Origin of the sequence: Micromonospora sp. NPDC049049, from assembly GCF_040649115.1 — a bacterium.
In the GTDB taxonomy this organism is placed as follows: domain Bacteria; phylum Actinomycetota; class Actinomycetes; order Mycobacteriales; family Micromonosporaceae; genus Micromonospora.
Genome location: NZ_JBEZEX010000005.1, coordinates 133,795 through 158,012 on the forward strand (window position 1 = coordinate 133,795; position 24,218 = coordinate 158,012).

At 71.7% G+C, this 24,218-nt stretch carries 24 protein-coding genes; 13 read left to right on the forward strand and 11 right to left on the reverse strand.

The annotated features are described in order from the left end of the window. Positions 1-95 precede the first annotated feature (95 nt). Entirely contained in the window at positions 96-560 is a 465-nt protein-coding gene (locus AB0B68_RS07850; RefSeq protein WP_357258434.1) for a MarR family winged helix-turn-helix transcriptional regulator, read from the forward strand. 481 nt (positions 561-1,041) lie between these two features. On the opposite strand, the gene AB0B68_RS07855 is transcribed toward AB0B68_RS07850, so the two are convergent. The 6 genes from AB0B68_RS07855 to AB0B68_RS07880 are packed head-to-tail and all read right to left on the reverse strand — an operon-like array spanning position 1,042 to position 5,586. Then, positions 1,042-1,758: an urease accessory protein UreD gene (locus AB0B68_RS07855; RefSeq protein WP_357258437.1), complete on the reverse strand. Its 717-nt coding sequence runs from the start codon at positions 1,756-1,758 to the stop codon at positions 1,042-1,044. Next, positions 1,758-2,510, reverse strand: coding sequence for an urease accessory protein UreG (ureG, locus tag AB0B68_RS07860; RefSeq protein ID WP_357258638.1), 753 nt, complete (start codon positions 2,508-2,510; stop codon positions 1,758-1,760). Before ureG ends, AB0B68_RS07855 begins: the two co-directional genes overlap by 1 nt. 37 nt (positions 2,511-2,547) lie before the next feature. Then, a complete protein-coding gene (locus tag AB0B68_RS07865; protein WP_357258440.1) occupies positions 2,548-3,240 on the reverse strand; it encodes an urease accessory UreF family protein in 693 nt (230 codons plus the stop codon). Then, positions 3,240-4,943: an urease subunit alpha gene (locus AB0B68_RS07870; RefSeq protein WP_357258444.1), complete on the reverse strand. Its 1,704-nt coding sequence runs from the start codon at positions 4,941-4,943 to the stop codon at positions 3,240-3,242. The genes AB0B68_RS07865 and AB0B68_RS07870 overlap by 1 nt, the downstream gene beginning before the upstream one ends. Continuing rightward, positions 4,940-5,287 carry an urease subunit beta gene (locus AB0B68_RS07875; protein WP_357196293.1) on the reverse strand — a complete coding sequence of 116 codons (348 nt, stop codon included), beginning with the start codon at positions 5,285-5,287 and terminating at the stop codon, positions 4,940-4,942. Before AB0B68_RS07875 ends, AB0B68_RS07870 begins: the two co-directional genes overlap by 4 nt. After that, positions 5,284-5,586 (reverse strand): urease subunit gamma, encoded by a 303-nt coding sequence (locus AB0B68_RS07880; protein WP_030335444.1) that lies wholly within the window; start codon positions 5,584-5,586, stop codon positions 5,284-5,286. Before AB0B68_RS07880 ends, AB0B68_RS07875 begins: the two co-directional genes overlap by 4 nt. Before the next feature lie 323 nt (positions 5,587-5,909). Here AB0B68_RS07880 and AB0B68_RS07885 point away from each other — a divergent pair, with 323 nt between their 5' ends. Continuing rightward, the gene (locus AB0B68_RS07885) at positions 5,910-6,320 is read left to right on the forward strand and encodes a hypothetical protein (RefSeq protein ID WP_357196296.1); all 411 of its coding nucleotides are present in this window, start codon (positions 5,910-5,912) and stop codon (positions 6,318-6,320) included. A gap of 21 nt (positions 6,321-6,341) precedes the next feature. Here AB0B68_RS07885 and AB0B68_RS07890 read toward each other — a convergent pair whose 3' ends face one another. Continuing rightward, on the reverse strand, positions 6,342-7,517 hold the full coding sequence (locus AB0B68_RS07890; RefSeq protein WP_357258447.1) for an LLM class flavin-dependent oxidoreductase: 1,176 nt from the start codon (positions 7,515-7,517) through the stop codon (positions 6,342-6,344). Positions 7,518-7,694: 177 nt separating this feature from the next. On the opposite strand from AB0B68_RS07890, the gene AB0B68_RS07895 reads away from it, so the two are divergent. From AB0B68_RS07895 to AB0B68_RS07920, 6 genes are read left to right on the forward strand one after another with little or no spacing between them, the layout of a single operon-like run. Next, a complete protein-coding gene (locus AB0B68_RS07895) occupies positions 7,695-8,675 on the forward strand; it encodes an aliphatic sulfonate ABC transporter substrate-binding protein (protein ID WP_357258450.1) in 981 nt (326 codons plus the stop codon). Next, complete coding sequence (locus AB0B68_RS07900; RefSeq protein ID WP_357196304.1) at positions 8,672-9,505, forward strand: ABC transporter permease subunit; 834 nt, start codon at positions 8,672-8,674, stop codon at positions 9,503-9,505. The genes AB0B68_RS07895 and AB0B68_RS07900 overlap by 4 nt, the downstream gene beginning before the upstream one ends. Next, positions 9,478-10,209, forward strand: a complete 732-nt coding sequence (locus AB0B68_RS07905) for an ABC transporter ATP-binding protein (protein WP_357196307.1) — start codon at positions 9,478-9,480, stop codon at positions 10,207-10,209. Before AB0B68_RS07900 ends, AB0B68_RS07905 begins: the two co-directional genes overlap by 28 nt. 14 nt (positions 10,210-10,223) lie before the next feature. Continuing rightward, entirely contained in the window at positions 10,224-11,630 is a 1,407-nt protein-coding gene (locus AB0B68_RS07910; protein ID WP_357196310.1) for a selenium-binding protein SBP56-related protein, read from the forward strand. Further along, complete coding sequence (locus tag AB0B68_RS07915) at positions 11,627-12,256, forward strand: hypothetical protein (RefSeq protein WP_357196313.1); 630 nt, start codon at positions 11,627-11,629, stop codon at positions 12,254-12,256. The genes AB0B68_RS07910 and AB0B68_RS07915 overlap by 4 nt, the downstream gene beginning before the upstream one ends. A 42-nt stretch (positions 12,257-12,298) precedes the next feature. Continuing rightward, positions 12,299-13,315, forward strand: coding sequence for a methyltransferase (locus AB0B68_RS07920; protein ID WP_355006668.1), 1,017 nt, complete (start codon positions 12,299-12,301; stop codon positions 13,313-13,315). 92 nt (positions 13,316-13,407) lie between these two features. Here AB0B68_RS07920 and AB0B68_RS07925 read toward each other — a convergent pair whose 3' ends face one another. Next, positions 13,408-14,259: an alpha/beta hydrolase gene (locus AB0B68_RS07925; protein ID WP_357196317.1), complete on the reverse strand. Its 852-nt coding sequence runs from the start codon at positions 14,257-14,259 to the stop codon at positions 13,408-13,410. Between the two features lie 139 nt (positions 14,260-14,398). On the opposite strand from AB0B68_RS07925, the gene AB0B68_RS07930 reads away from it, so the two are divergent. Beyond that, positions 14,399-15,265: a metallophosphoesterase gene (locus AB0B68_RS07930; RefSeq protein ID WP_357258453.1), complete on the forward strand. Its 867-nt coding sequence runs from the start codon at positions 14,399-14,401 to the stop codon at positions 15,263-15,265. A 9-nt stretch (positions 15,266-15,274) separates the two neighbouring features. Here the strand turns inward: AB0B68_RS07930 and AB0B68_RS07935 are convergent, their stop codons facing one another. Next, a complete protein-coding gene (locus AB0B68_RS07935; protein WP_357196323.1) occupies positions 15,275-16,123 on the reverse strand; it encodes a helix-turn-helix transcriptional regulator in 849 nt (282 codons plus the stop codon). A 128-nt stretch (positions 16,124-16,251) separates the two neighbouring features. Here AB0B68_RS07935 and AB0B68_RS07940 point away from each other — a divergent pair, with 128 nt between their 5' ends. Next, positions 16,252-17,238 carry an aldo/keto reductase gene (locus tag AB0B68_RS07940; protein WP_357258456.1) on the forward strand — a complete coding sequence of 329 codons (987 nt, stop codon included), beginning with the start codon at positions 16,252-16,254 and terminating at the stop codon, positions 17,236-17,238. Between the two features lie 90 nt (positions 17,239-17,328). Here the strand turns inward: AB0B68_RS07940 and AB0B68_RS07945 are convergent, their stop codons facing one another. Both AB0B68_RS07945 and AB0B68_RS07950 read right to left on the reverse strand, forming a co-directional pair. Beyond that, positions 17,329-19,716 (reverse strand): discoidin domain-containing protein, encoded by a 2,388-nt coding sequence (locus AB0B68_RS07945; protein ID WP_357258459.1) that lies wholly within the window; start codon positions 19,714-19,716, stop codon positions 17,329-17,331. 124 nt (positions 19,717-19,840) lie between these two features. After that, positions 19,841-20,893 carry a GDP-mannose 4,6-dehydratase gene (locus AB0B68_RS07950; protein ID WP_357196332.1) on the reverse strand — a complete coding sequence of 351 codons (1,053 nt, stop codon included), beginning with the start codon at positions 20,891-20,893 and terminating at the stop codon, positions 19,841-19,843. 210 nt (positions 20,894-21,103) lie between these two features. On the opposite strand from AB0B68_RS07950, the gene AB0B68_RS07955 reads away from it, so the two are divergent. The 3 genes from AB0B68_RS07955 to AB0B68_RS07965 form a co-directional block, all read left to right on the forward strand. Beyond that, on the forward strand, positions 21,104-22,225 hold the full coding sequence (locus tag AB0B68_RS07955; RefSeq protein WP_357196335.1) for a sugar transferase: 1,122 nt from the start codon (positions 21,104-21,106) through the stop codon (positions 22,223-22,225). Beyond that, positions 22,218-23,783 carry an oligosaccharide flippase family protein gene (locus AB0B68_RS07960; protein WP_357258462.1) on the forward strand — a complete coding sequence of 522 codons (1,566 nt, stop codon included), beginning with the start codon at positions 22,218-22,220 and terminating at the stop codon, positions 23,781-23,783. Before AB0B68_RS07955 ends, AB0B68_RS07960 begins: the two co-directional genes overlap by 8 nt. Continuing rightward, positions 23,780-24,218 (forward strand): hypothetical protein (locus AB0B68_RS07965; RefSeq protein WP_357258466.1); only part of this gene is annotated, 439 nt, incomplete at its 3' end. The genes AB0B68_RS07960 and AB0B68_RS07965, both read left to right, overlap by 4 nt.

Here is a 24,218-nt window from a genome sequence, read left to right on the forward strand (position 1 = left end):
AGCACATGATTGCCCGGCCCACGACGGAAGACCAGCGCTCACCACTGACCGGGACGACTCGCTACCATGACAGGGCCACCGGACCAGGGAGTTTCATGTCAGACGTGCCCGGGGCGCCAGCCGACCTGCTGCGCTCGCTCACCCGCGCCGAACGGCTGCTCTCCCGCCGGCTGGGCGCCGTTCTGGCCGACGACGCGATCAGCATCGAGGCCTGGAGGGTGCTCTGCCTGCTCGCCGACGGCCAGGGTCACCCGATGAGCGAGGTGTCCGTCGAGGCGTCGCTGCCGCCGGGCACCCTCACCAAGCTCGTCGACCAACTCGTCGACCGCAACCTCGTCTTCCGCCGGATCGATCCCATCGACCGCCGACGGATTCGGGCGTACCTGACCGCTCGGGGCCGCCGCGAGCACGCCCGCCTGGACGAGCGGGTCCGCGCCAGCATCGCCGAACTGGACGTGCCGCACGCCGCCGACCTGGTAGGCCAGATCGACGACCTGATCGGCCGTCTCGACCCGGCCCGGCCACGGGAACACGCCGACGCGTCCGGCCCCCACCGCTGATCCGTCCCCGGCTCACCGGCCGAACTTCTGGGCGAGCCGCAGTCTCACCCTGCTCCCCACGCGGCAAGAATCGGCCCGGGCTGGCCTCGAGCGCGACCCAAGTCCAACCGCCGCCCGACCCGCACGCATCACTCGGCCACACGCGCCACCAGCCGCGAACGCCACCGGCCCCGCACACCCCAACCAGCCGCCAACACCACCCGGCCACACGGGCACCCAGACGCCAACGCCACCCAGCCCGCACGCCTTCACCAGCCGCGAACGCCACCCGACCGGACACCCCACTCAGCCGCGAACACTAACCGGCCACACGCGGCACCCAGCCGCGAACGCCATCGAGCCTCGCGCTGCACCCGCCCGAGAGCGTGATGTCTGTGAGTCATCGTGATGACTCACAGACATCACGCTCTCCGCAGTGTCCGCCTCCAGAACGGCCCCCGGGGTAGGCGGACCGACTGGGCTTCCTAGTCGGTGAGGTGGGCTAGCCGGTGAGGTGGGCGCGCAGGGTGTGCGCGTCGGGAGCGGTGGCCGTCCACAGGGTCGCCGGGCCACCGGCCAACGGCAGCCGGGCGACACCGCCCTCGGCCAATGGAGGTTCGGCCGGCCGCGACGGGTCGACCACCAGCAGCGATCCCGTGGCCGGGGCGCCGCCGAGCACCGCCGGGCCGGCCCATCCCGGCGCGTGCGGTCCCACCGCGAGGGACTGCCGCAGCAGTGGTCGACCCGCGTAGTCGACCTGGGTGTGCACGACGGCGCTGCCGGGCGCCTCGCCGTACCGGCCGCAGATCAGCTCGTCGCGCCACCGCAGGCCCGCACCGTCGGCCAGCTCGATCCGGGACTCGGCGAGGTGCGCGCAGCCAGCCGCCGCTACCAACTGTTCCGGAAGCCAGTGCAGCGTGGCCCCGGCGTGCACCACCGCCCGCACCGCCATCCGGGAGACGGCACCCACGCGGCCCGGCAGGGCTATCGACGCGGCGACGCTGTGCACCCGCACGGCCGCGCCCGGCCCGACCTCGATCTCCAGGCGCAGATCGTCGCCGGCCAGTGGCCCGGCCGCCCCGCCGACGAGGTGCACAGTGGCGACACCACCGTCGGTCGGGGTCTGGCGCAGCAGCAACGGCGTTTCGCCGTGCAGCTCGACAAGGGCCGTGCCGCCCCGCCCGTCGGCCCGGGCGACCAGCCGGGCGAGCGCTCGCATCAGGCCGTTTCCGCCGTTACGGCGAGCGGGTGCAGGGCGGCGTGGTGGGCCAACTCGTGCCGGATCCAGTCCGCGACCGACGTGGCGGTGGGGTCTCCCACGATGGACAGGAAGAGGGTCGGGAGGTCGCCGCGCCGGGCCCGCGCGTCACGATCCATGACGGCGAGGTCGGCGCCCACCATCGGGGCCAGGTCGGTCTTGTTGATCACGAGAAGGTCGGCGGCGGTGACCCCCGGGCCGCCCTTGCGGGGGACCTTGTCCCCGCCCGCCACGTCGACCACGAAGATCTGCCGGTCGACCAGCCCCCGACTGAAGGTCGCCGTCAGGTTGTCCCCACCGCTCTCGACGAGGACGAGGTCCAACGGGCCGACCGTATCGGCCAGTTCGTCGACGGCGTCGAGGTTGGCGCCGATGTCGTCGCGGATCGCCGTGTGCGGGCAGCAGCCGGTCTCCACCGCGCGGATCCGCGCCGGGTCCAGCACGCCGGCCCGCCGGAGGAAGTCGGCGTCCTCGGTCGTGTAGATGTCGTTGGTCACCACGCCGAGCCGCAACTCGTCGGCGAAGGCACGGCAGAGCGCGGCCACCAGGGCCGTCTTGCCGGAACCGACCGGGCCGCCGATGCCGACCCGCAGGGCACGGCCGGCACGCGCCAACGGCGGATGGGGGTCCACCCCCGGCTCCGGATGGGTGTGCGGAAAGGTCTCGTCGTGGGGTGGGATGGCCGCCGTCGGCGTGCCCGGCGGCGGCGTGATCGGTTCGACGGCGGGCACAGCGCTCGGCACAACGGTGTCAGGACGCAAAGAGACGCACCTCCCAGGTGGCATGGATCTCGGCATGGATGTCGGCGAGTGGGGCGGCGGCGGCTGGCAGCCGCTCCGGTGGATCATCGGCGGCCCGCGCCGCGTCGGCGGCCGTGCCGTCGCAGGCGTCGGCCAGGCCGACCAGCAACGCTTGGACCTGGTACGGGTCGAGTCCGAGAAGACGTACGCCGGCGCTGGCCGCCCCGGTCAGCGTCCCGTACGCGGCGATCGTGGCGGTCTCGACACGGGACAGCCCGGCCGCGGCGCAGAGCAGCCCGAGCACCAGCGGCTGGTGTGCGCCACCGGGCGTCGCGGGCAGGTCGGCGAACGGGGCGTCCGACCAGATGGCCCGCCCGGCCCGCAGCAGCGCCCTACCCTGTCGGCGCGAGACCGCCCGCAACGCCGGGGCAGCGGTACGCGCGTCCAGCTCCGCGTCGAGCCAAGCCAACGCCCCCGACCGGGCGGCGGACTCAGCCGGCACCGCCGCCCGGTGTGCGGCTGCCGCGAACGCCGCGCCGACCAGACCGGCGGTGGCCAGTCGTCCGGCCAGGAACGCCTCCAACGAGGCCAGGTCGGTGACCCGGCCGGCGGCGACGGCCGCCTCCAGACCACCGGAGTGCGCGTGCGCCCCGGCCGGGAAGCGCCCGTCGGCCAACAGCAACAGCAGGCTCGGCGTTGCCATCAGAACAGGAAGTACCGCTGGGCCATCGGCAGTCGGGTCACCGGGTCCGGCTCCACCACCTGCCCGTCGATCCGCACCGTGAAGGTGTCCGGGTCCACCTCGATGCGCGGCATCGCGTTGTTCTCCGGCAGGTCGGCCTTGCCCCGCGACCGTACGTCGCTCACCGGCACCACCCGGCGACGCACGTCCAGGCGGAGCCCGGCGTCCAGGGCCGCCGGGGCCACGAAGGCCAGGCTGGTGGCGGCCGCCGCCGCGCCGTACGCCCCGAACATCGGCCTCGGCAGCATCGGCTGCGGTGTCGGGATCGAGGCGTTGGCGTCGCCCATCTGGGCGTACGCGATCATGCCGCCCTTGAGTACCAGGTGCGGCCGGACCCCGAAGAACGCCGGGTCCCAGAGCACCAGGTCGGCGAGCTTGCCCGGTTCGACCGAGCCGATCTCCCGTTCCAGGCCGTTGGCCATCGCGGCGCAGATGGTGTATTTCGCCACGTACCGTCGGGCCCGGTGGTTGTCGGCGGGCCCGTCACCCGGTAGGGCGCCGACCCGGTCCTTCATCACGTGGGCGCTCTGCCAGGTCCGCATGATCACCTCGCCGACCCGGCCCATGGCCTGCGCGTCGGAGCCGATGATCGAGATGGCGCCGAGGTCGTGCAGCAGGTCCTCGGCAGCCATCGTGGACGGTCGGATCCGGCTCTCGGCGAAGGCGAGGTCCTCCGGCACGGACGGGTTGAGATGGTGGCAGACCATCAGCATGTCCAGGTGCTCGGCCAGGGTGTTCGCGGTGTACGGCCGGGTCGGGTTGGTCGACGACGGCAGCACGTTCGGTTCGCTGGCCACGGTGATGATGTCCGGTGCGTGACCGCCACCGGCTCCCTCGGTGTGGTACGAGTGGATCGCCCGTCCACCGATCGCCCGCAGGGTGTCGGCGACGAATCCGGCCTCGTTGAGCGTGTCGGTATGGATCGACACCTGGACCCCGGACGCGTCCGCCACCCGCAGGCAGGCGTCGATCGCCGCCGGTGTGGTGCCCCAGTCCTCGTGCAGCTTGAAACCGCCCGCACCGGCCCGCAACTGTTCCCACAGCGCTTCGCTGGAGACGGTGTTGCCCTTGCCGAGCAGCAGCACGTTGATCGGCATGGTGTCCAGTGCCTCGTGCATCCGGGCCAGGTGCCAGGCGTTCGGGGTGACAGTTGTCGCGCGGGTCCCCTCGGCCGGCCCGGTGCCGCCGCCGACCATCGTGGTGATGCCACTGGCCAGCGCTTCGGTGACGATCTGCGGGCAGATGAAGTGCACGTGGGTGTCGACCGCGCCGGCGGTGAGGATCCGCCCGTTGCCCGCGATCACCTCCGTCGACGGGCCGATGACCAGGTCGGGGTGCACACCGGGCATGGTGTCCGGGTTGCCGGCCCGGCCGAGCGCCACGATGCGTCCGTCGCGCAGCCCCACGTCGGCCTTGACGACGCCCCAGTGGTCGAGCACCACCGCGCCGGTGATGACGGTGTCCAGTGCCCCCTCGGCGCGGGTGGCACGGGACTGCCCCATCGACTCGCGGATCACCTTCCCGCCGCCGAAGACAGCCTCGTCGCCGCCTACGCAGTGGTCGGTCTCCACCTCGATCAGCAGGTTCGTGTCGGCCAGTCTGATCCGGTCACCGGTCGTCGGGCCGTACAGGTCGATGTAGCGGTCCCGCCGCACGGCGCTCACCGCGTTGACCCGTCGGCAGTGACCGCGTGCGGCGAGGGGTCCAGCGGTCCCGCGCACTCTGCGCGCAGACCCGGCACGACACGTGCGCCGCCAAGTGGTACGAGCTCGACGCTGCGGTTGATGCCCGGCTCGAACCGGACAGAGGTGCCGGCCGGGACGGCCAGCCGCTGCCCCCAGGCCGCCCTGCGGTCGAACGACAGCGCCGGGTTGGCTTCGGCGAAGTGGTAGTGCGAGCCAACCTGCACCGGGCGGTCGGCGGTGTTGACCACGAGCACCGTGGTCACCGGACGACCCACGTTGATCTCGACCGGGTCGGCCGCCGGCAGGATCTCCCCGGGGATCACGGGATCGGGTGGTGCACCGTCACGAGCTTGGTGCCGTCCGGGAACGTCGCCTCCACCTGCACCTCCCTCAGCAGCTCGGGGATGCCGTCCTGGACGTCGTCGCGGCCCAACACCGCCCGGCCGGCCGACATCAGGTCGACCACCGACCGCCCGTCGCGGGCCCCTTCGAGGAGGAACGCGGTGATCACCGCGACGGCTTCGGGGTAGTTGAGGCGCAGGCCGCGTTCGCGGCGGGCGCGGGCGACATCGGCCGCGACGTGGACGAGCAGGCGATCCTGCTCGTGCGGGCTGAGGAACACGGGGCTCTCCCGGTGGGTCGGCGTGCCCCGGCTCGCCGTCGGCTCCACGCGGAGCCACCCGGGCACCAGGACCCGAGGGGACGAGCTGGGAGTCACACGACCGCCGGGCCACCGCCGACGGGGCGACCCGGGACTCCACCATCCCGGCCCGCACGACGGGCATCCGGCGGTGTCGGGTCGGATGCGGACCGCACCGCCCACCGCTGAGCAGACCGTAGAGGATCGCCACCGACCGAGGCAACAGTCCACTGGGGATCGGCCTGGTTCACGGCCCGGCGCGGGTACGTGTTCCCGTGCGGCGGCAGGCAGGGGATGATCACCGGATGACGGCGACGAGGGGTACGCGCGCACTGCTCGGTGTTCTGTTCCTGGCGGCGGCCACGGTCGGGACGTGGCTCCTCTGGCTGGGCTGGGACACCCGGTACACGGTCGACGCGCAGACCGGCGCGAGCAGCGGCCCGTACGAGCCGTGGCAGGTGATCGGCTGTGTGGTGACGCTCGTGCTGCTGGCCGCGCTCGCCGGGACGCGGCTCAGCCCGTGGCTGGTGGCGCCGGTGATGACCGTGGCGTTCACGGCAGCCTGGTCGTGGCGGGCCGCCGGGACCGACGACAGCGGGCTGTGGGTGGTCGGGGGGATTCTGGTGCTGGTCGGGATGGCGGCCGGCAGCACCGTGGTGAGCCTCGCGGCGCGGCGGGTCGGCCAGCGGTTCGCCGGCCGACGCGCCGCGAGATAACCGATCGCAGCGGGCCGCCGGTCAGCGGGCCACGGCGGGTTGCGGCGCTGGCACGCCGGCGAAGGGGATGTCGACGTGGTCGCCGGCCCCTGGCTGGCCGTCGGGGTGCCGCCACAGCCCACGCTCGCGAAGGATCGGCAGCACGCCCTCGCCGAACCAGTACGCCTCCTCCAGGTGCGGATAGCCGGAGAGGATGAACTCGTCGATGCCGAGCGCGTGGTATTCAGCGATCCGGTCGGCGATTTCGGCGTGGCTGCCCACCAGCGCCGTGCCGGCCCCGCCGCGGACCAGCCCGACCCCCGCCCACAGGTTGGGGGCGACCTCCAGGCCGTCGCGGGAGCCACCGTTGAGGTCGAGCATGCGGCGCTGCCCCTCGGACTCGCTGCGGCGCAGTCCCTCCTGCACGGCCCGGATGTCGGCCTCGGACACCCCGTCGAGCAGGCGCTGCGCCTGCGCCCAGGCCTGCTCGGCGGTGTCACGCACGATGACGTGCAACCGGATGCCGAAGCGCAACTCACGCCCGGCGCGGGCGGCCAGCGCCCGGACCCGCTCCAGCTTGTCGGCGACCAGGGCCGGCGGCTCGCCCCAGGTGAGGTAGACGTCGCTGTGCCGCACCGCCACCGGAAGTGCGGCGGCGGAGGACCCACCGAAGTAGACCGGCGGCACCGGGTCAGGCGGCCGGTGCAGCCGTGCCTGTTCGACGCGGACGTGGGTGCCGTCGTGGTCGACGGTCTCGCCGCGCCACAGCGCACGCACCACGTGCAGGAACTCGTCGGCCCGCGCGTACCGGGCGTCCTTGTCCAGGAAGTCGCCGTAGGCCCGCTGCTCCTGTGACTCGCCGCCGGTGACCACGTTGAGCAGCAGCCGGCCCCGGGACAGCCGCTGGAAGGTCGAGGCCATCTGGGCTGCGAGGGTGGGGGCCAGCAGCCCGGGCCGGAAGGCGACCAGGAACTTGAGTCGCTCGGTCACCTCGGTGAGCATCGCGGTGCTGAGCCAGGCGTCCTCGCACCAGGCGCCGGTGGGGGTGAGGGCGCCGACGAAGCCGAGTTGCTCGGCGCTGCGGGCGATCTGCCCGAGGTACGCCACGCTGGCCGGGCGGGCGCCTCCCGCGGCACCGGTCGGTACGCCGTGGCCGCCGCCGACGATGTCCCGGCTGTCGCCGTTGGTGGGTAGGAACCAGTGGAAGGTGAGGGTCATGGGGCTCTTTCCTCCAGCGCGGGCGGTCGGCGCACGCGGCGAGGCGGGCACCTCCTGAGGGGTGGGACGATCCCGCCGACAGCCTACCCATAAAACCTATCGGGTTAGTAGGCTACTGCCGGCGGCGACACCTGTCGATGCGCCGCTGTCCGCCTGCCCCCGACCCGAGGAGCCGCCATGCCCACCCCGTCGACGAGCCGTCCCCCGCACCGCCGCCTCCTGACGGCGGCACTCAGCACAGTGGCGCTGCTCGCCACTGTCGCGGTGAGCGCGTGCGGCGGGTCCGCCGATGCGGACGGCGGCAGCGCTCAGAAGCTCCGGATCGGCTACCAGCGCTTCGGCGGGCTGAGCCTGGTCAAGGCGCGCGGCGCCGCACCGGATGTGGAGTGGTCGCTGTTCGAGAGCGGACCCGCGCTCACCGAGGCGCTCAAGGCCGGCTCCATCGACATCGGACAGGTCGGCGAGGCGCCGCCCGTCTTCGCCGCCGCCGGGAAGATCCCGTTCTCCGTCATCGGCACCTCGGCACCGATTCCGCAGGGGGAGGCCGTGCTGGTCAAGGCCGACCGGGGCTTTCGCAGCTTCGCCGACCTGAAGGGCCGGACGGTGGCCCTCAACAAGGGGTCCAACGTGCACTGGCTGCTGGTCCGGCTGTTGGAGGCGAACAACATGACGTTGAAGGACATCCAGGTCAAGTACCTCAAGCCCGCCGAGGGGCGGCCCGCGTTCGACGGCGGGCAGATCGACGCCTGGGTGATCTGGGACCCGTACTTCGCCCTGGCCGAGCAACCCGGGGTCCAGGTGCTCGCCGACGCGACCGGTCTGGCCAGCAACCGTGAGTACGTCCTGGCCTCACCCCGAGCGGTCGACAAGCGGACGGACGAGATCCGCGCCTTCCTCCAGCGCTACCGCGAGGTGACCGACTGGGGCATCGCCCACCCCGAGGAGCGGGCCAGCACCCTCGCGCCGGAGCTGAAGATCCCCCAGGACGTCACCAGCCGCGCCCTGGCCCGCAGCGCCAAGCCCCTCGCCCCGGTCACCCCGGCCATCGGCGACGAACTTCAGGCGATCACCGACAGCTTCATCGCCCTGGAACTCATCCCGGGGCCGGTCGACCTCCGATCCCGGGTCGACGGCCGGTTCAACGAGGTGTTCCAGTGAGTCGGGCGACGCTCGTCGAGGCGCCCGAAGAGGTCACCGCGGCGGCGCCTGTCGTACCCCGTCGTCAGCGGTCGACCCGGCGCTGGCGGCGGGTGGTGAGCCCGGTGGCGCTGGTCCTGGGGTGGGAGTTGGCCGCGCGGACCGGGCTGCTGGCGGCCGAGAAGCTGCCCGCGCCCAGCGACGTCCTGGCCACCGGCGCGCGGCTGAGCCGGGACGGGACGCTCGGAATCCACCTGCTGGACTCCCTCACCCGGGCCGGTGCCGGCCTGCTGATCGGCGGTCTCCTGGCCCTGGTCCTGGGCACCGTGGCCGGGCTGCTGCGGCTCGGTGACGACCTGGTCGACCCGCCGGTGCAGATGGCCCGGATGCTGCCGCACCTCGGGCTGGTCCCGTTGCTGATCATCTGGGTGGGCATCGGTGAATCACTCAAGATCAGCCTGGTGGCTCTGGGCGCGTTCTTCCCCATCTACTTCAACACCTACGCCGGGATCCGGGACATCGACGAGCGGCTGGTGGAGGCGGCCCGCACCTGTGGTCTGGGGCAGGCCGCCCGACTGCGGCACGTGGTGCTGCCCGGCGCGTTGCCGTCGCTGTTCCTCGGCCTGCGGCTGGCGATCGGGGCGGCCTGGCTCAGCCTGGTCGTCGGCGAGCAGGTCAACGCCCAGACCGGGATCGGCTTTCTGATGATGGAGGCGCGGGAGTTCAGCCAGACCGACGTGGTGGTGCTCGGCCTGCTCGTCTACGCGCTGCTCGGGCTGATATCCGACAGTGCGTTGCGGGTCCTGGAGAGGAGGATGTTGACATGGCGTCGCGGACTGCGGGCCACCTGATCGGCGCCGAGCCGGTGCTCACCGCCCACGCGGTGCGCCGGGCGTTCGGGCCGACGGTCGTGCTGGCCGGGGTCGACGTGACCATCGCCCGCGGCGAGGTGGTGGCCCTGCTGGGCGGCAGCGGTTCCGGCAAGAGCACGCTGCTGAGGATTCTCGCCGGGTTGGACGGCGAGGCCAGCGGGACGAGCGTCGTGCACGGCACCGCCGCGGTGGTCTTTCAGGAGCATCGGTTGCTGCCATGGAAACGCGTGGCGGAGAACGTGGGGCTCGGCCTGTCCGGCGCGGACGGCCCGGGGCGGATACGGCGGGCGCTGGCCGAGGTCGGTCTCGCCGAGCGGGATCGCGCCTGGCCGGCGGAGTTGTCCGGCGGGCAGGCGCAGCGGGTGGCAGTGGCGCGGGCCCTGGTCCGCGAGCCGGACCTGCTGCTGCTCGACGAGCCGTTCGGCGCCCTGGACGCGCTGACCCGCCTGCGGATGCAGATCCTGCTGCGCCGGCTGCGCGCCGAGCACGGCTTCGCCGCCCTGCTGGTCACTCACGACGTGGAGGAGGCGCTGCTGCTCGCCGACCGGATCCTGCTCCTCGATGAGGGCCGCATCGCCGCGGAACTGCCCGTCGACCTCGGCCCCACCCGCACGCCGGACGACCCGGCCTTCGGCGCGCTACGCCGCCACCTGCTCGACCGACTCGGCGTTCCCACCACCTGACGAGCGGAGCTGCGATGACCCGCTGGACCCCCGACCCCACGTTCTACCCCTCGCCCCGCGAGGCGGTGACCGCGCCGGCGGAGAAGCTCGCCTACGTGGCGGCCTTCGACCGGACGGCCAGCCGTCCGGACGCCATCGTGGTGCTGGACACCGACCCCGACTCCCCCGACTACGGCCGGGTCGTCGGCTGGACCGACCTGCCGTACGTGGGTGACGAGCTGCACCACTTCGGCTGGAACGCGTGCAGCAGCGCGCTCTGCCCGACCGCGCCGCACCCGCATGTCGAGCGGCGTTACCTGATCGTCCCCGGCCTGCGGTCGTCGCGCATCCACGTGCTCGACACCCAGCCGGATCCGCGCCAGCCGCAGATCGTCAAGGTGATCGGGGCCGACGAGTTGGCGAAGCGGGCCGGCTACTCACGGCCGCACACAGTGCACTGTGGCCCGGACGGCATCTACCTCTCCGCTCTCGGCGGCGCGGACGGCGCGGACGGCCCGGGTGGCATCGCCATCCTCGACCACACCACGTTCGAGGTCCGCGGGGCGTGGGAGGCCGACCGGGGGCCGCAGTTCCTGGCGTACGACGTGTGGTGGCACCTGACCCAGGACGTGCTGGTCACCAGCGAGTGGGGCACCCCGCCGATGATCGAGGACGGCATCATCGGTGAGCTGCTGCTGGGTCGACGCTACGGGCACGCCATCCACTTCTGGGATCTGGCGAAACGCCGGCACGTCCAACGGGTCGATCTCGGCGACCAGTACCAGATGCCGCTGGAGCTGCGGCCGGCACACGATCCGACGAAGTCGTACGGGTTCGTCGGCGTGGTGATCAGCGTCGAGGACCTGTCCGCCTCGATCTGGCTCTGGCACCGCGACGGGGACGCCTGGGCGGTCACCAAGGTCATCGACATCCCGGCCGAGCCGGCCGACCCGGCGAACCTGCCCGACCTGCTCAAGCCGTTCGGGGCGGTGCCGCCGCTGGTGACCGACATCGACCTGTCGGTCGACGACAGGTTCCTCTACGTCTCCTGCTGGGGCACCGGGGAGCTGCGCCAGTACGACGTCAGCGACCCGCTGCACCCGGTCCAGACAGGCTCGGTGCACCTCGGCGGGATCGTCCGCCGCACCGCGCACCCGTCCGCACCCGATGAGGCCCTCGCGGGTGGCCCGCAGATGGTGGAGGTCAGCCGGGACGGCCGGCGCGTCTACGTCAGCAACTCGCTCTACGGCGCGTGGGACGACCAGTTCTACCCCGACGGGGTGGGTGCCTGGCTGGCCAAGCTCGACGTCGACGTGGACGCCGGCGGGCTCACCCCGGATGAGCGGTTCTTTCCGCACGGGGATGAGTTCCGGGGCCTGCGGGTGCACCAGACCCGGTTGCAGGGCGGCGACGCCTCCTCCGACTCGTACTGCTATCCATGACCGTCACCACCCTCGCGACGCTCGCCGCGCTCGGCGCGTTCCATGGTCTGAACCCGGCGATGGGTTGGCTGTTCGCCGTGGCGCGGGGCCTTCAGGAGCGCAGCCGGCTGGCGCTGCTGCGCGCCCTGCCGCCGATCGCGGTGGGGCATCTCGCCTCGGTGGCCATCGTCGCCGCGTTGGTCGCCGCGACCCGCTCGGTGACGGCGAGCAGCACCCTCGCGGTGGTCGGCGGTGTGGTGCTGGTGGCCTTCGGGCTGTGGCGGCTGCTCTCCGAGCGGCACTTCCGCTGGGCAGGGATGCGACTGTCCGCAGCACAGCTCGCCGCCTGGTCGTTCCTCATGTCGTCGGCGCACGGGGCAGGGCTCATGCTGGTGCCGGTGCTGGTGGCCGAGCCGGTGCCCGGGGGTCACTCCGGGCACCTGGCCGCCGCGCCGGTCGGCGCGCTGTCCGGCCTCGCGGCGGCCGGGGTGCACACCGTGGCCATGCTCGGCGTCGCCCTGGCCGTGGCGCTGCTGGTCTACCAGGTGCTCGGGGTCGGCGTGCTGCGTCGGGCCTGGTTCAACGTGGACCGGCTCTGGGCCGGAGTGCTGGTGGCCGCGGGGTTGGTGACGCTGATCCGGGCATGACCGACCATCGTGGACGGCGGCAAATCGTGATCTGATGTCGGGGTGATCACTCCCACTCCCCTCATGCGCCTGGTGGCCGGTGTGTGGGGGTTCAAGACCCTCGCGGCCGGCGTCGAGCTCGGTCTGTTCACCCGGTTGGCCGGCGGGCGGACGATGACCGTCGAGCAGGCCGCCGCCGAGTTCGGGCTGCCCGACCGGCCCGCGGACCTGTTGCTGGCCGCCAGCGCGTCGCTCGGCCTGTTGGAGAAGGCGGGCGACGGCTACCGCAACTCGGAGTTGGCCGAGCAGTTCCTGGTCGAGGGTCGCCCGTACTACTTCGGGGCGCAGGTTCGTTACTCGGACCTGCGCACCTACCTGCCCTGGCACCGCATCGGGGAGGCCCTGCGCACGGATCGGCCGTTGACCTGGGACCCGGAGGCCCAACAGTCGATGTTCGACACCGCCGATCCGGAGATGCTGGCGCAGTTCTGGGACGCGATGTTCTCCACGTCCAGCTTCACCGCCAGCGCGCTGGCCGACGCGTACGACTTCTCGGCGCACCGCCGGCTGCTCGACGTGGGCGGCGGTGCCGGCGCGTTCCCGATCGAGTTCTGCCGCCGCCTGCCCGAGCTGCGGGCCACCGTCCTGGATCTGCCGCACGTCTGCGTGCGGGCCCGGGAGCGGATAGCGGAGGCCGGCCTGACCGGGCGGATCGACGCGGTGGGCGGTGACTTCCTCGCCGACCCGGCGCTACCCGACGGGCACGACGTCATCCTGCTCAGCATGATCCTGCACGACTGGGACGAGCCGACCAACCGGGCGTTGCTGGCCCGGTGCCACGCGGCGTTGCCGCCCGGTGGAGCGATCGTGGTCTGCGAACTGCTGCTGAACGATGAGCGCACCGGGCCGCCGGAAGCGGCCCTGATGGGGATGAACATGCTCGTCGAGACCGAGGGTGGCCGGAACTACTCGGGCGCCGAGTACGCTGCCTGGCTCACCGACGCCGGCTTCGTCGACGTGCGTACGGTGCCGTTCGACGCGCCGGGCGCCAACGGCGCGGTGGTGGCGCGCCGGGCCTGAACGCGGACGACACCCGGCCCCGGGTGCGAAACCGTGGGCCGGGTGTCGCAGCGCCGGGTTGGCGCTGGCGTCCGATCGGCTACCGGTACGGGTCAGGCGCGAGCCTTGGCCGGCTGCTTCATGAAGTCCATGATCGCCTTGTTGACCTCGTCGGCGTGGGTCCACGGGATGCCGTGCGGCGCGCCCTTGAGCGTGACGAGCTGGGCGGTCGGCATCATCGGCCCGAGCCGCTGACCGGTCACCGGGTAGGGAAGCACACGGTCCTGGTCACCCTGGACGATCAACACCGGAATGTTGATCTTCGGCAGATCCGGGCGGAAGTCCTCCTGCCAGGCGTCCACGCTGTCGTGGGTGGCCTTGCCGGAAGCCATCGCACCGATCTGCCAGTGCGCCCGGTACGCCTCCTCGCTGACTCGCTTACCCATGTTCTGGTCCGGGTTGAAGAACGCGTCGCAGAAGGACGTCAGGTAGGCGAAGCGGTCCTTGATGATGGCGTCCTGGAAGCCCTTGAAGAGGCTCCGGTCGACACCCTCCGGGTTGTCGCTCGCCTTGGCCAGCATCGGTTGCAGCGGGCTGAGCAGCACGGCCCGGCTCACCCGCTGCGAGCCGTAGTTACCCAGGTAGCGGACCACCTCGCCGGTGCCCATCGAGTGACCGATGAGGGTCGCCTCCTTGAGGTCCAGCTCGGTCATCAACACGTCCAGGTCCGCCGCGAACGTGTTGTAGTCGTACCCGAACGCCGGCTGGGCGGAGTTGCCGTAACCGCGCCGATCAATGGTGATCGTCCGGTATCCGGCGTTGAGTAGCGCGGTGGTCTCCTTCTCCCAGGTCGCACCGTTGAACGGGAAGCCGTGGATGAGCACCACCGGCTTACCGGAACCGTGGTCCTCGTAGTACAGGTCGATGGGCGCGGAGTTTTCCGTCCCCACGGTAATGAAAGGCATGTTTTACTCCTGCTCCGGTTTGGGCTGTCGGACGCCCCGCGCTTTCCCGCCCGGTCGACGGATATGCGGGCCGTCAGATCGGCCCGAACAGCAGGAACAGGGGTTCCCGGACCCTCCCCCGCCGCCCTAACCTCGGGGGGTGAAACTTCCGCCCCGGCTGCGGGCCGTCAGTGACCTGCACATCGGGCACCCGCAGAACCGCGCGTTCGTCCAGGAGCTGCACCCGGAGAATGCCGGTGACTGGCTGCTCGTCGCCGGGGACGTCGCCGACCGGTTCGCCGACATCGAGTGGGCGCTCGGGCTGCTGAGCAGCCGGTTCGCCCGGGTCGTCTGGGCGCCGGGCAACCACGAGCTGTGGACGCCACCGCGCGACCCGGTCACGTTGCGCGGCGAGGAGCGCTACCGCGAGCTGGTGCGGATGTGCCAGCGGTTGGGGGTGCTCACCCCGGAGGATCCGTACCCGGTGTGGGACGGCGACGGCGGCCCGGCCACCATCGCCCCGCTCTTCGTGCTCTACGACTACACGTTCCGGGTGCCACAGGCGCGCACCCAGCAGGAATCACTGGCTTTGGCGTACCAGGCCGGGGTGGTGTGCACCGACGAGGCACTGCTGCACCCCGACCCGTACCCGAGCCGGGAGGCGTGGTGCGCGGCACGGGTCGCCGAGACCGAACGCCGGCTGGCCGAACGCGACCCGGCGCTGCCGACGGTGCTCGTCAACCACTACCCGCTGGTGCGGGACCCCACCGACGTCCTGCGTTTCCCGGTCTTCGCCCAGTGGTGCGGCACCGTCCGCACCAGCGACTGGCACCTGCGCTTCGGCGCGTCCACCGTCGTGTACGGGCACCTGCACATCCCCCGCACCACCTTCCACGACGGGGTGCGTTTCGAGGAGGTCTCCCTCGGCTACCCCCGCGAGTGGCAGCCCCGGGGGTCGGTGCCCGACCCGGTGCGCACCATCAACCCGGCGGACGACGTGCGCCGGCGCTCGTCCGTCAGCGGGTAAACCCGACTGTCAGTGCGGCACACCGGCCGGGAACTCCTCGACCCCCAGCACGCGCAGCAACTCAAGCTTCTCCCGCGCCTCGGCGTCGGCCGGGGTCAGCACCAGCAGCTGCTGGCCTAGGTCGGGGGTGACCAGGGTTTCGCAGTCCATCGTGATGCGGCCCACGCGCGGGTGCATGAACGTCTTGCGGTCGGCCCGGCGCACCGCCACCTCGTGCTCGGCCCACAGCCGCCGGAAGTCGTCGCTCGCAGCCCGCAACCGTTCGATCAGACCGGTCACGGCCGGATCGCCGGCCCGCCGACCGGCCACCGCGCGCAGGTCGGCGACCTGCTGGCGGGCGTGCCGCTGCCATTCCTCGGGGCCGTGGAGGTCGCGGATGACCGGGTCGGTGAAGTAGCGGTAGGCGACGTAGCGGCGGTCGCCGGTCAGCCCGGTGTGGTCGCCGGTGAGCAGGATCGACATGCGGTTCTGCGCAAGGACCTCGCCGAGGTCGGACAGGACCATGGCGGGGGTGCCGCCAACCAGGTCGAGCAGGCGGACCAGGCCGGCCCGGGCCAGGCTGGCGATGCCGTCGGCGGGCGGCGGCTGGTGGCCGGCCAGGTGGAACAGGTGGCTTCGCTCGTCGTCGGTCAGGCGCAGGGCCCGGGCCAGGGCACCGAGCAGCTGGGTCGACGGCTGGCTGCTACGGCCCTGCTCAAGGCGTACGACGTAGTCGACGGACATGCCGGCGAGCATGGCGACCTCCTCGCGGCGCAGGCCGGCGGTGCGGCGGCGGGGGCCGCCGGCGATGCCGACCTCGGCGGGGCGGATGGCCTCGCGCCGACGCCTCAGGAAGTCGGCGAGCTGCTCACGCTGCATGCCTCCATGCTGCCTCGGGGACTGGGCACCGAGCCAGGGAGCGGCGCTCCCACGATAAGCGCTCCGCTGCCGGCGGGCCGGAAAGCGGCGCAGGGTGGAGGCGAAATCGACCGATGAGGAGAGTTTCGATGCAGACACGCACTCTGGGCAACACGGGTCCCAAGGTTTCCGCGGTGGGGCTGGGGGCGATGAGCATGTCGGGCACGTACGGGCCGGCCGATCGCGAGGAGAGCATCGCCACCGTACGGGCCGCGCTGGACGCGGGGGTCACGCTGGTCGACACCGGCGACTTCTATGGCATGGGGCACAACGAGCTGCTGCTGTCGGAGGCGTTGCGGGGGCGCGACCGGGACAGCTATCTGCTGAGTGTGAAGTTCGGGCAGCAGGTGGGGCCGGGCATGCGGTTCGCCGGTCAGGACTCCCGCCCGGCTTCGGTGCGGAACTTCCTGAGCTACTCGCTGACCCGGCTCGGCGTCGACTACGTGGACATCTACCGGCCGGCCCGACTCGACCGGTCGGTGCCGATCGAGGACACGATCGGCGCGATCAAGGAGATGATCGACGCCGGCTACGTGCGGTATGTGGGGCTCTCCGAGGTTGACGCGGAGACCGTCCGGCGGGCGCACGCCGTACATCCGGTTGCTGATCTTCAGATTGAATACTCGCTGCTGTCGCGGGCGGTCGAGGCCGACGTGCTGCCCACGCTGCGGGAGCTGGGCATCGGCCTGACCGCGTACGGGGTGCTGAGCCGTGGCCTGCTCTCGGGGAACTGGACGCCGGGGCGGGCGGACGATCCGCGTAACCACAGTCCCCGCTTCTCCGCCGAGAACGCGCCGCACAACCTCGCCCTGGTGGAGGCGTTGCGCCGGGTCGCCCACGCGAAGGGGTGCACTGTGGCGCAGTTGGCGATCGCGTGGGTGGCAACGCAGGACCCGTTCATCGTTCCGCTGGTCGGTGCGCGTACCCGGCAGCGGCTGGCCGAGGCGTTGCCGGCGCTGGACGTGAAGCTGTCGGCCGATGATCTCGAAGAGATCGAGGCGGCCGTTCCGAAGGGTGCCGCGCGGGGTGACCGTTACCCGGCGGCGTTCATGTCGAGCCTCGGCGTCGGTAACTAGTGCCTCGTCAGGCAGCCATGATCGGGTAGTCCGGGTGTCGGACCTCGGGGCTGGGCGGCCGCCGCTCCCCGACGGCCGCCCACGCCTCGGTCAGCTGGCGTAGACCTCCAGGGCCGAGAGCTGTCCTGCCGGCCAGCCGGTGTTGCCGGTGACGGCGATCCGCACGTAACGCGTCTGCGCGGCGCTGAAGGTCAGCGTCACCTGGTTGCCGGTGGCCGGGTCGAAGGTGCGCCCCGCCGATCCGACGAGCGTGCCGAAGCTGCTCCCGTCGGTGCTGCCCTGCACGGACAGTGTCTGCGTCCGAGCACCCCACGCCGACGACGGAGGCAGCTTCAGCACCACCCGCCCGACCGTGCGCGTCGCGCCCAGGTCGACCTGCACCCACTGTGGGAACGCGCTGTTGGTGCTCTCCCAGTAGCTGTTGGCGTCACCGTCGACCACGTTGCCCGACCCGTAGCTCTGAACGTGGCTGCTCTCCGACGTGGATCGGCCCCGGGCCAGGTCCGAGTTGGCCGCGGCGTCCGTGGTGACGGTGACCGCGTTCGACGCGCTGGAGGTGTTGCCGGCGGCGTCGCGGGCGACGACCGTGAAGGTGTACGCGGTGGACGCGCTGAGCCCGCTCACCGTCGCCGTGGTGCCCGTGACGGTGGCGACGACGGTGCCGCCCTGGCGCACCTGGTAACCGGTGACCCCGGTGTCGTCGGTGGAGGCCGTCCAGGACAGCGACACACTTGTCGACGTCTTGCCGGTGACCGCGAGGCCGCTCGGGGCGGTCGGCGGGTTGTCCGGGGTGGTGCTGCCCGCGTACACCTCGACCTTGGCGAGCTGGCCCGCCGGCCAGCCGGTGTTGCCGGCGATGCTCAGCCGGACGTAGCGGGCCGTGGTGGTCGTCAGCGTGCGGGTGACGGTGTTGCCGGTCGCCGGGTCGAAGGCGAACGCCGAGGCCGCGGCGATGGTCGAGAAGGTGCTGCCGTCGACGCTGCCCTGCACGGTGATGGTCTGGGTACGCGCGCCCCAGCCGGCGGGCAGCCGTACGACGAGCTTGTTGACCTGGTGGCTGGCGCCGAGGTCGACCTGCCACCAGTGTGGGAAGGCGCCGCCGCCGCTCTCCCAGTAGCTGCCGGCGTCGGAGTCCACCGCGTTCGAGGCCGGGAACGGGCCGTTCTGGCTACTGGCCGAGGTGGACCGGCCGGCCGCGAGGTCGCCGCCGGTCGGGGGCGGGGTGCCGACCATCGGTGGGGTGGGGCGGACCGGGGTGAGGGCGAGCTGCCCCTTGAGCATCCGGCCGCCGTCGGCGGTGATCCGGAGGTAGTAGTCGGAGGAGCAGGCCACGCCGTCCTCGTCCAGGGCGCGGATGTTCGCGCCGGCCGGGGTGGTGGCCTGGGTCTCGGACGTCTTCGCGATCTGGTTGCCCTCGTTGTATTCGTCGAACATGGACACGTAGAGGCCCTGGGAGCCGAGCCGGACCATGTTGTAGATGTGCCGCCAGTAGAAGTCGCCGTGTTTGCGGTGGCCTCCGGCGAGGTCGCCAGGCATCACGCAGGGCAGGTAGTCGATGCCGCGCGCCGCGCAGTCGGCCATGTCGCCGACGTTGACGTTGTTGTAGTAGGAGTCCAGCTCCTCCACCGTCCTGGCCCGGTAGACCATCCATGGCGAGATCGCGTGGAACGCGTGGTAGACGTCGAGGAAGCCGGGGCGGGAGTCCTCGATGCCCTGCCGCCACCAGGTGGGCACGCCACCGATGACGTAGCAGCCCTGGGCCTTGAACCAGTTGATGACCTCCAGGCAGGGCCCGGGGGTGAAGGGTCGGCTGGGCTCGCTGAAGCCGAAGCCCCAGATGCAGACGACCGGTTTGCCGTTCTGTCGGGCGTACGCCGAGGACGCGGTGTACGCGGCCATCTTCGTCGTCCAGTCGGTCTTGATCTCCGATTGGAAGGTCAGCCAGTCGGTGACGTCGTACATGATGTAGAACTTGCGGTTGTAGCGTTCGGCGGCGGAGCGCACCTTCTGGGTCATCGCGTCGCGGGTCGGGCCCTCGTCGCCCATCGGGTTGAACCGTTGCAGCGCTGCGGTGTCGCAGCCGTTCTCCTGCATCCAGCGGAAGTGGGTGTCCACCGTCTGCTGGTCGTAGGAGGAGAAGAGGGTGGCCGGCTGGCCGTTGCCCAGGTTGGGGTACGCGGTGGGGTAGGTGCGGGTGTACTCGCGCATGTCCGGCCAGGACACGATCGTGGTGTTGGCGGGTGAGGGCGGCTGGAACCGGTCGCGGCCCCAGTGCCACCAGCCGCCGATCGGCGCCCCGTCGCCGGGTGCGCTGAACCAGCCCTGGTAGCCGACGGTCACCTTGCCGACCACGTCCCCGGGGGGACTGGCGGCGTGGGCGGGGCTGGACAGGCTGGTGAGCAGCTCGGTGGTGGAGGCGGTGGCGAGGGCGGACCCGGCCAGCACCGATGTGACGAACCTGCGGCGGGAGACCGCCATGACGACCACTCCTTCGGGACGGAAGGCATTGACGGCCATCGTGGCAGCAGTGGATGCCGACCCGCAAGAGTTAGACTGATCAATGAAAATACCGATCAGATGACGGGAATTACACGCCGAGTCCTCAGTGGCTGACGGCGCGCTCCAGCGCCCGCACCGGGGACAGGATCTGGCTGCCGGCCTGGCGGCGACGGGCGTCACGCACTGTCATCCGTACGCCCTCGGTGAAGCCGATCTTCGGGTACCACCCGAGCAGCTCGCGCGCCTTCCTGGTGTCCAGCGCCATGTTGCGCACCTCGCCCGGCCAGGGCAGCGGCTCGTACCGGGCCGCGTTGCCGACGCCGGACGCCTCCCGGACCGTGTCGTAGACCTCGTTGACGCTCGTCTGCCGACCCGAGGCGATGTTGACCAGACCCACCCCGGGGTGGTGACAGGCGACGGCGATCGCCTCGGCGACGTCGCTGACATGGATGAAGTCCCGGGTCTGCGTACCGTCGTCGTAGATCACCACCTGCCGGCCGCCGAGCAGCGCGTCGGCCATCAGGGACACCACGCCGCAGTCGCTGCCCTCCTGCCGGGGTCCGTAGACGTTGCCGAACACCATCGAGGTGTACGGCAGGCCGTGCTGACGCCCGTACCAGTCGAGGTAGTGCACGCCGGCGGCCTTGCTGACGCCGTACGGGCTCACCGGGGCGATCGGATGGTCCTCCCGGACCGGCAGGTCGTGGGCGGCGACGCTGCCGAAGATGGCGCTGCTGGCCGCGTTGATCACCAGCCGTACGCCCCCACGGGCGCAGGCGTCCAGCACGTTGACGGTGCCGAAGACGTTCACGTCGGCGTCGTACAGGGGTGACCGACGGGCCGCGGGAACGCTGGGCTGCGCGGCGAGGTGCACCACCACGTCCGGCTGCCACTGGTGGATGACCTCGACACCCTCCGGCGTACGGATGTCTCCCGAGACGACGTCGGCCTCGGTCAGCCCGCCGTACGCGGCATCGGCCAGGTTCTCGATCCGACCGGTGGAGAAGTTGTCGAGCACCCGGACCTGACTGCCCATCAACATCAGCCGGGCGACCACGTGGCTGCCGATGAAGCCGGCGCCTCCGGTCACCAGCACGCGTCCGGGGATCAGGTCCTTCGGCGGGTCGACACCGACGGCAACAGCTGGCTGGTCCATGTGGAACTCCTTGGAACGACGGGGTTGTCGGCCCTCAGCGGCAACCGGACGGCCGGCACGACCGTAACTCACTGAATACCTACTAAAGGGATGTTTCGCCCAACAGTTTGGGTAGCTATGCGAGGTTGAGGACGAGAAGTCCTGTTTTTACCTATCCGGGACTAATGGGGCTTTTGTGACTAGTAGCTTACTTCCGGGGTGCTCATCCGCATGCCCTCGAACCACCTGACGGAGATGGAGGTCGGCGCGTTGAGGAAGACCCCGGAACCCGTGACCGCGGACTCAGCTCCGTTGCCGGGCAACGACAGCGCAACCTCCCACGACCTCGCCGGGGCACCAGAGTCCGAGACGCGACAACGCCCGGAGATCCCGCTGCAGCTTCAGGAGTTGTTCACCCGCTACGAGCAGGCCACCCGCTCCGACCAGCACCGACGGCGGGCCCGCGTGGTGGTCCTCGAGGCGAACGACGCGGCCACCACGCCCGACCGCCTCGACGAGGAGTTCGACGTGGCCGTCCGGCTCCCGGTGCCGGTCTGCGCCGAGGAGTTCGCCAGAGTGCTGGCCGGCGTCCGCCCTCGACTCCTGTTGCTCAAGCACTCCCTGGAGAGCATCGACGACCGCATCATCACCAGTTGCATGAGTGCCGGCGTCGAGATCATGGTGCTGGCCCGTCCCGTCTACGGTCTGCTGCGGGCACCCGCGATGGCGCGCTTCGGTGGGCTGCCCTGGATCCGGCTGGGTTCGGGCGGCGCCGGTCGACCCCGAGGCGAGCGGCTCAAGCGGCTCTTCGACCTCGGCGTGATCCTGCTCAGTGCCCTCGTGGTGATCCCACTGATCGCGGTGATCGCCGCCGTGGTGTCGTTCACCGGCCCACCGTTCTACCTCCAGCAGCGCGTCGGCACGGGTGGCCGCCTGTTCCGGGTGGTCAAGTTCCGGACCATGCGGGTCGGCGCAGAGCAGACCACCGGCCCGGTCCTGGCCCTGCCGGACGACGTCCGGATCACCCGACTGGGTCGCTGGCTACGACGGTCCCGGCTGGACGAGCTGCCCCAGCTCTGGAACGTGCTGCGCGGCGAGATGAGCCTCGTCGGGCCTCGCCCGGAACGACCGGAGTTCATCGCCGGCTTCGCCCGGTTGCCCGACTACGACCTGCGGCACCTGATCCGGCCGGGGCTGACCGGCATCGCGCAGCTCACCGGCGGATACGCGGCCACCGTGGAGGAGAAGCTCCGGTGTGACCTGCTCTACCTCAATTGCCGCTCGATGCGGGTCGACCTGACCCTGCTCCTGCTGACCGTCGTCGAGCTGTTCCGCGGGTTCCCCCGTGGCTAACGCGACCCACGCGGTGGAAAGCCGCGTCACCCGCAACACGGCCAGCATGCTGGCCGCGCGGATGGTCGCGGCGGTGGCCGGACTGGTCTCGGTGCCGGTCGTCTACCAGCAGCTCGGGCCACGGGAATTCGGGATCTGGGTGGTGCTCACCGGCCTGCTGGCGATGGCCGCCCTGATCGACCTCGGACTCGGCTCCGCACTGGTCCGCGAGGTGGCGCGGGCCGAGAGCCCGGCGGACCGCGACCTGGTACGTCGGCTGCTCGGGCTGGGGCTGGGCTGGGCCGTGCTGCTGGGCCTGCTCACCCTGGGGGCGCTCAGTGCCTGCTGGCCGTGGCTCGTCGGGCCGCTGCGCCTCGCTGACCTGGCCGACGAGGCGTGGCAGGCCACCCTCTGGTTGGTCGTCGGCCTGGTGGCCGGCGCCGTGGAACTGCCGTGGCGGGCCGTACTCGAAGGCGGCCAACGGTACGGATCACTCGCCGCGATCAGCGCCGGCACCGCCATCCTCGGGGCAGCCCTCGCCATCCTGGTGGTACGCCTCGGCGGCGGCCTGGTGGCGTTGGCCGCCTCGGCCGCCGCTACCGGGGCGATCCGTACCCTCCTGCTCGCCGCGGCGACCCACCGCCAGTGCCCGGACCTGTCCCCACGATGGGGACGGACCGACGTCGCCGACATCCGGCGGATCGGCGGCTATGGCCTGCGGGTGCAGGTCTCCAGCGGCGCAGGAATCGTCAATGTGGAACTCGATCGCCTCATCCTCGGTGGTGCCTTCGGCCCGGCCGTGGCCGGCGGATTCGACCTGGGCAGTCGCCTGCTCAACCTGCTCCGCCTGCCCCCGGGTTTCGCCCTCATCGCGCTGTTCCCCGCAGCGGTCGCCCGCACGGTGTCCCAGGGCACCGGCTGGCTGGACCGGTTCTACCTGACCGCCACCCGGTACCTCGCGCTGTTCCTGGCCCCGGCCACCGCCGCGCTGATGGTCACCGCCGATCCGCTGGTCCGGCTCTGGCTGGGCCACCAGGTCCCCTGGGCCGCAGCGAACATCATCATCCTCGCGCCCGCGTACGCCCTCAACCTGATCGCCGGGGCGGCGACGATCGCGGCCCGTGCCGAGGGCCGGCCCGGGTTGGAGACGCGGTACGTACTGCTCTCCGTCGTCCTCAACCTGGTCCTGACCGTGCCGATGCTGCTGCTGTGCGGGCCGCTCGGCGTACCGCTGTCGACAGCGCTGGCGGTGGTGCTCAGCACCGGGTACTTCCTTGTCTACTTCCACAGCGCCACGGACCGGCCGCTGGCCCCGCTGGCGCGGGCGATCTGGCCGCCGCTCGCCGCGGCCGCCGCGGCCGGGTTGGTCACGACGGCGGCCAGCCAGCTCCTGCCGGACGGTCCGGGACGCCTCGACGCCGCCCTCGCCGTGTCGTCCCGGGCGGGTCTGACAGTGCTCGTCGCCGGCGCGCTGCTGATCGCCGGCGGGCACCTGGGCGCGAGCGACCGGCTGCGACTGCACCGGCTGCTGCGCGCGCCGACGGCGGTGCTGTCGCCGAGCACGGGCGGTCCGCGATGAGCGTCGACCACCGCACCGCGCGGTGCGTGCTGTGTGGGCCACGGCAGGCCCACCTGCCCCGACTCGGCGGGCTGCTGCGCCGCTGCGAAGGCTGCGGCTTCAGCTGGACCGCGCAGGAGCAGGCCGCCGAGGACGGGCGATACGACGAGGACTACTTCGCCGAGGGTGGTTACGACGACTACTTCCGGGCCGCGCCACGCCGGTTCGAGGCACGGCGGCGGCTGCGCTGGCTGCTTTCCACAGTCCGTCCCACAGTGCTGCTCGAAGCCGGCCCCGCCGGGGGTTACTTCCTCGAAGCCGCCCACCAGGCCGGGATCACCGCCAGCGGCATCGAAGCCAGCCACACCGCCGCCACCTTCGCCCGCGACCACCTCCACATGCCCGTACGCCAGGGCTACTTCGAAACCATCGCACCCACCCTCACCGCCGACGCGT

Coding starts and splice junctions, on each gene's coding strand:
- AB0B68_RS07850 (WP_357258434.1), top strand. CDS start 96: ATGTCAGACGTGCCCGGGGCGCCAGCCGACCTGCTGCGCTCGCTCACC.
- AB0B68_RS07855 (WP_357258437.1), bottom strand. CDS start 1,758: ATGCGAGCGCTCGCCCGGCTGGTCGCCCGGGCCGACGGGCGGGGCGGC.
- AB0B68_RS07865 (WP_357258440.1), bottom strand. CDS start 3,240: ATGGCAACGCCGAGCCTGCTGTTGCTGTTGGCCGACGGGCGCTTCCCG.
- AB0B68_RS07885 (WP_357196296.1), top strand. CDS start 5,910: ATGACGGCGACGAGGGGTACGCGCGCACTGCTCGGTGTTCTGTTCCTG.
- AB0B68_RS07890 (WP_357258447.1), bottom strand. CDS start 7,517: ATGACCCTCACCTTCCACTGGTTCCTACCCACCAACGGCGACAGCCGG.
- AB0B68_RS07895 (WP_357258450.1), top strand. CDS start 7,695: ATGCCCACCCCGTCGACGAGCCGTCCCCCGCACCGCCGCCTCCTGACG.
- AB0B68_RS07905 (WP_357196307.1), top strand. CDS start 9,478: ATGGCGTCGCGGACTGCGGGCCACCTGATCGGCGCCGAGCCGGTGCTC.
- AB0B68_RS07910 (WP_357196310.1), top strand. CDS start 10,224: ATGACCCGCTGGACCCCCGACCCCACGTTCTACCCCTCGCCCCGCGAG.
- AB0B68_RS07915 (WP_357196313.1), top strand. CDS start 11,627: ATGACCGTCACCACCCTCGCGACGCTCGCCGCGCTCGGCGCGTTCCAT.
- AB0B68_RS07925 (WP_357196317.1), bottom strand. CDS start 14,259: ATGCCTTTCATTACCGTGGGGACGGAAAACTCCGCGCCCATCGACCTG.
- AB0B68_RS07935 (WP_357196323.1), bottom strand. CDS start 16,123: ATGCAGCGTGAGCAGCTCGCCGACTTCCTGAGGCGTCGGCGCGAGGCC.
- AB0B68_RS07940 (WP_357258456.1), top strand. CDS start 16,252: ATGCAGACACGCACTCTGGGCAACACGGGTCCCAAGGTTTCCGCGGTG.
- AB0B68_RS07945 (WP_357258459.1), bottom strand. CDS start 19,716: ATGGCGGTCTCCCGCCGCAGGTTCGTCACATCGGTGCTGGCCGGGTCC.
- AB0B68_RS07950 (WP_357196332.1), bottom strand. CDS start 20,893: ATGGACCAGCCAGCTGTTGCCGTCGGTGTCGACCCGCCGAAGGACCTG.
- AB0B68_RS07955 (WP_357196335.1), top strand. CDS start 21,104: ATGCCCTCGAACCACCTGACGGAGATGGAGGTCGGCGCGTTGAGGAAG.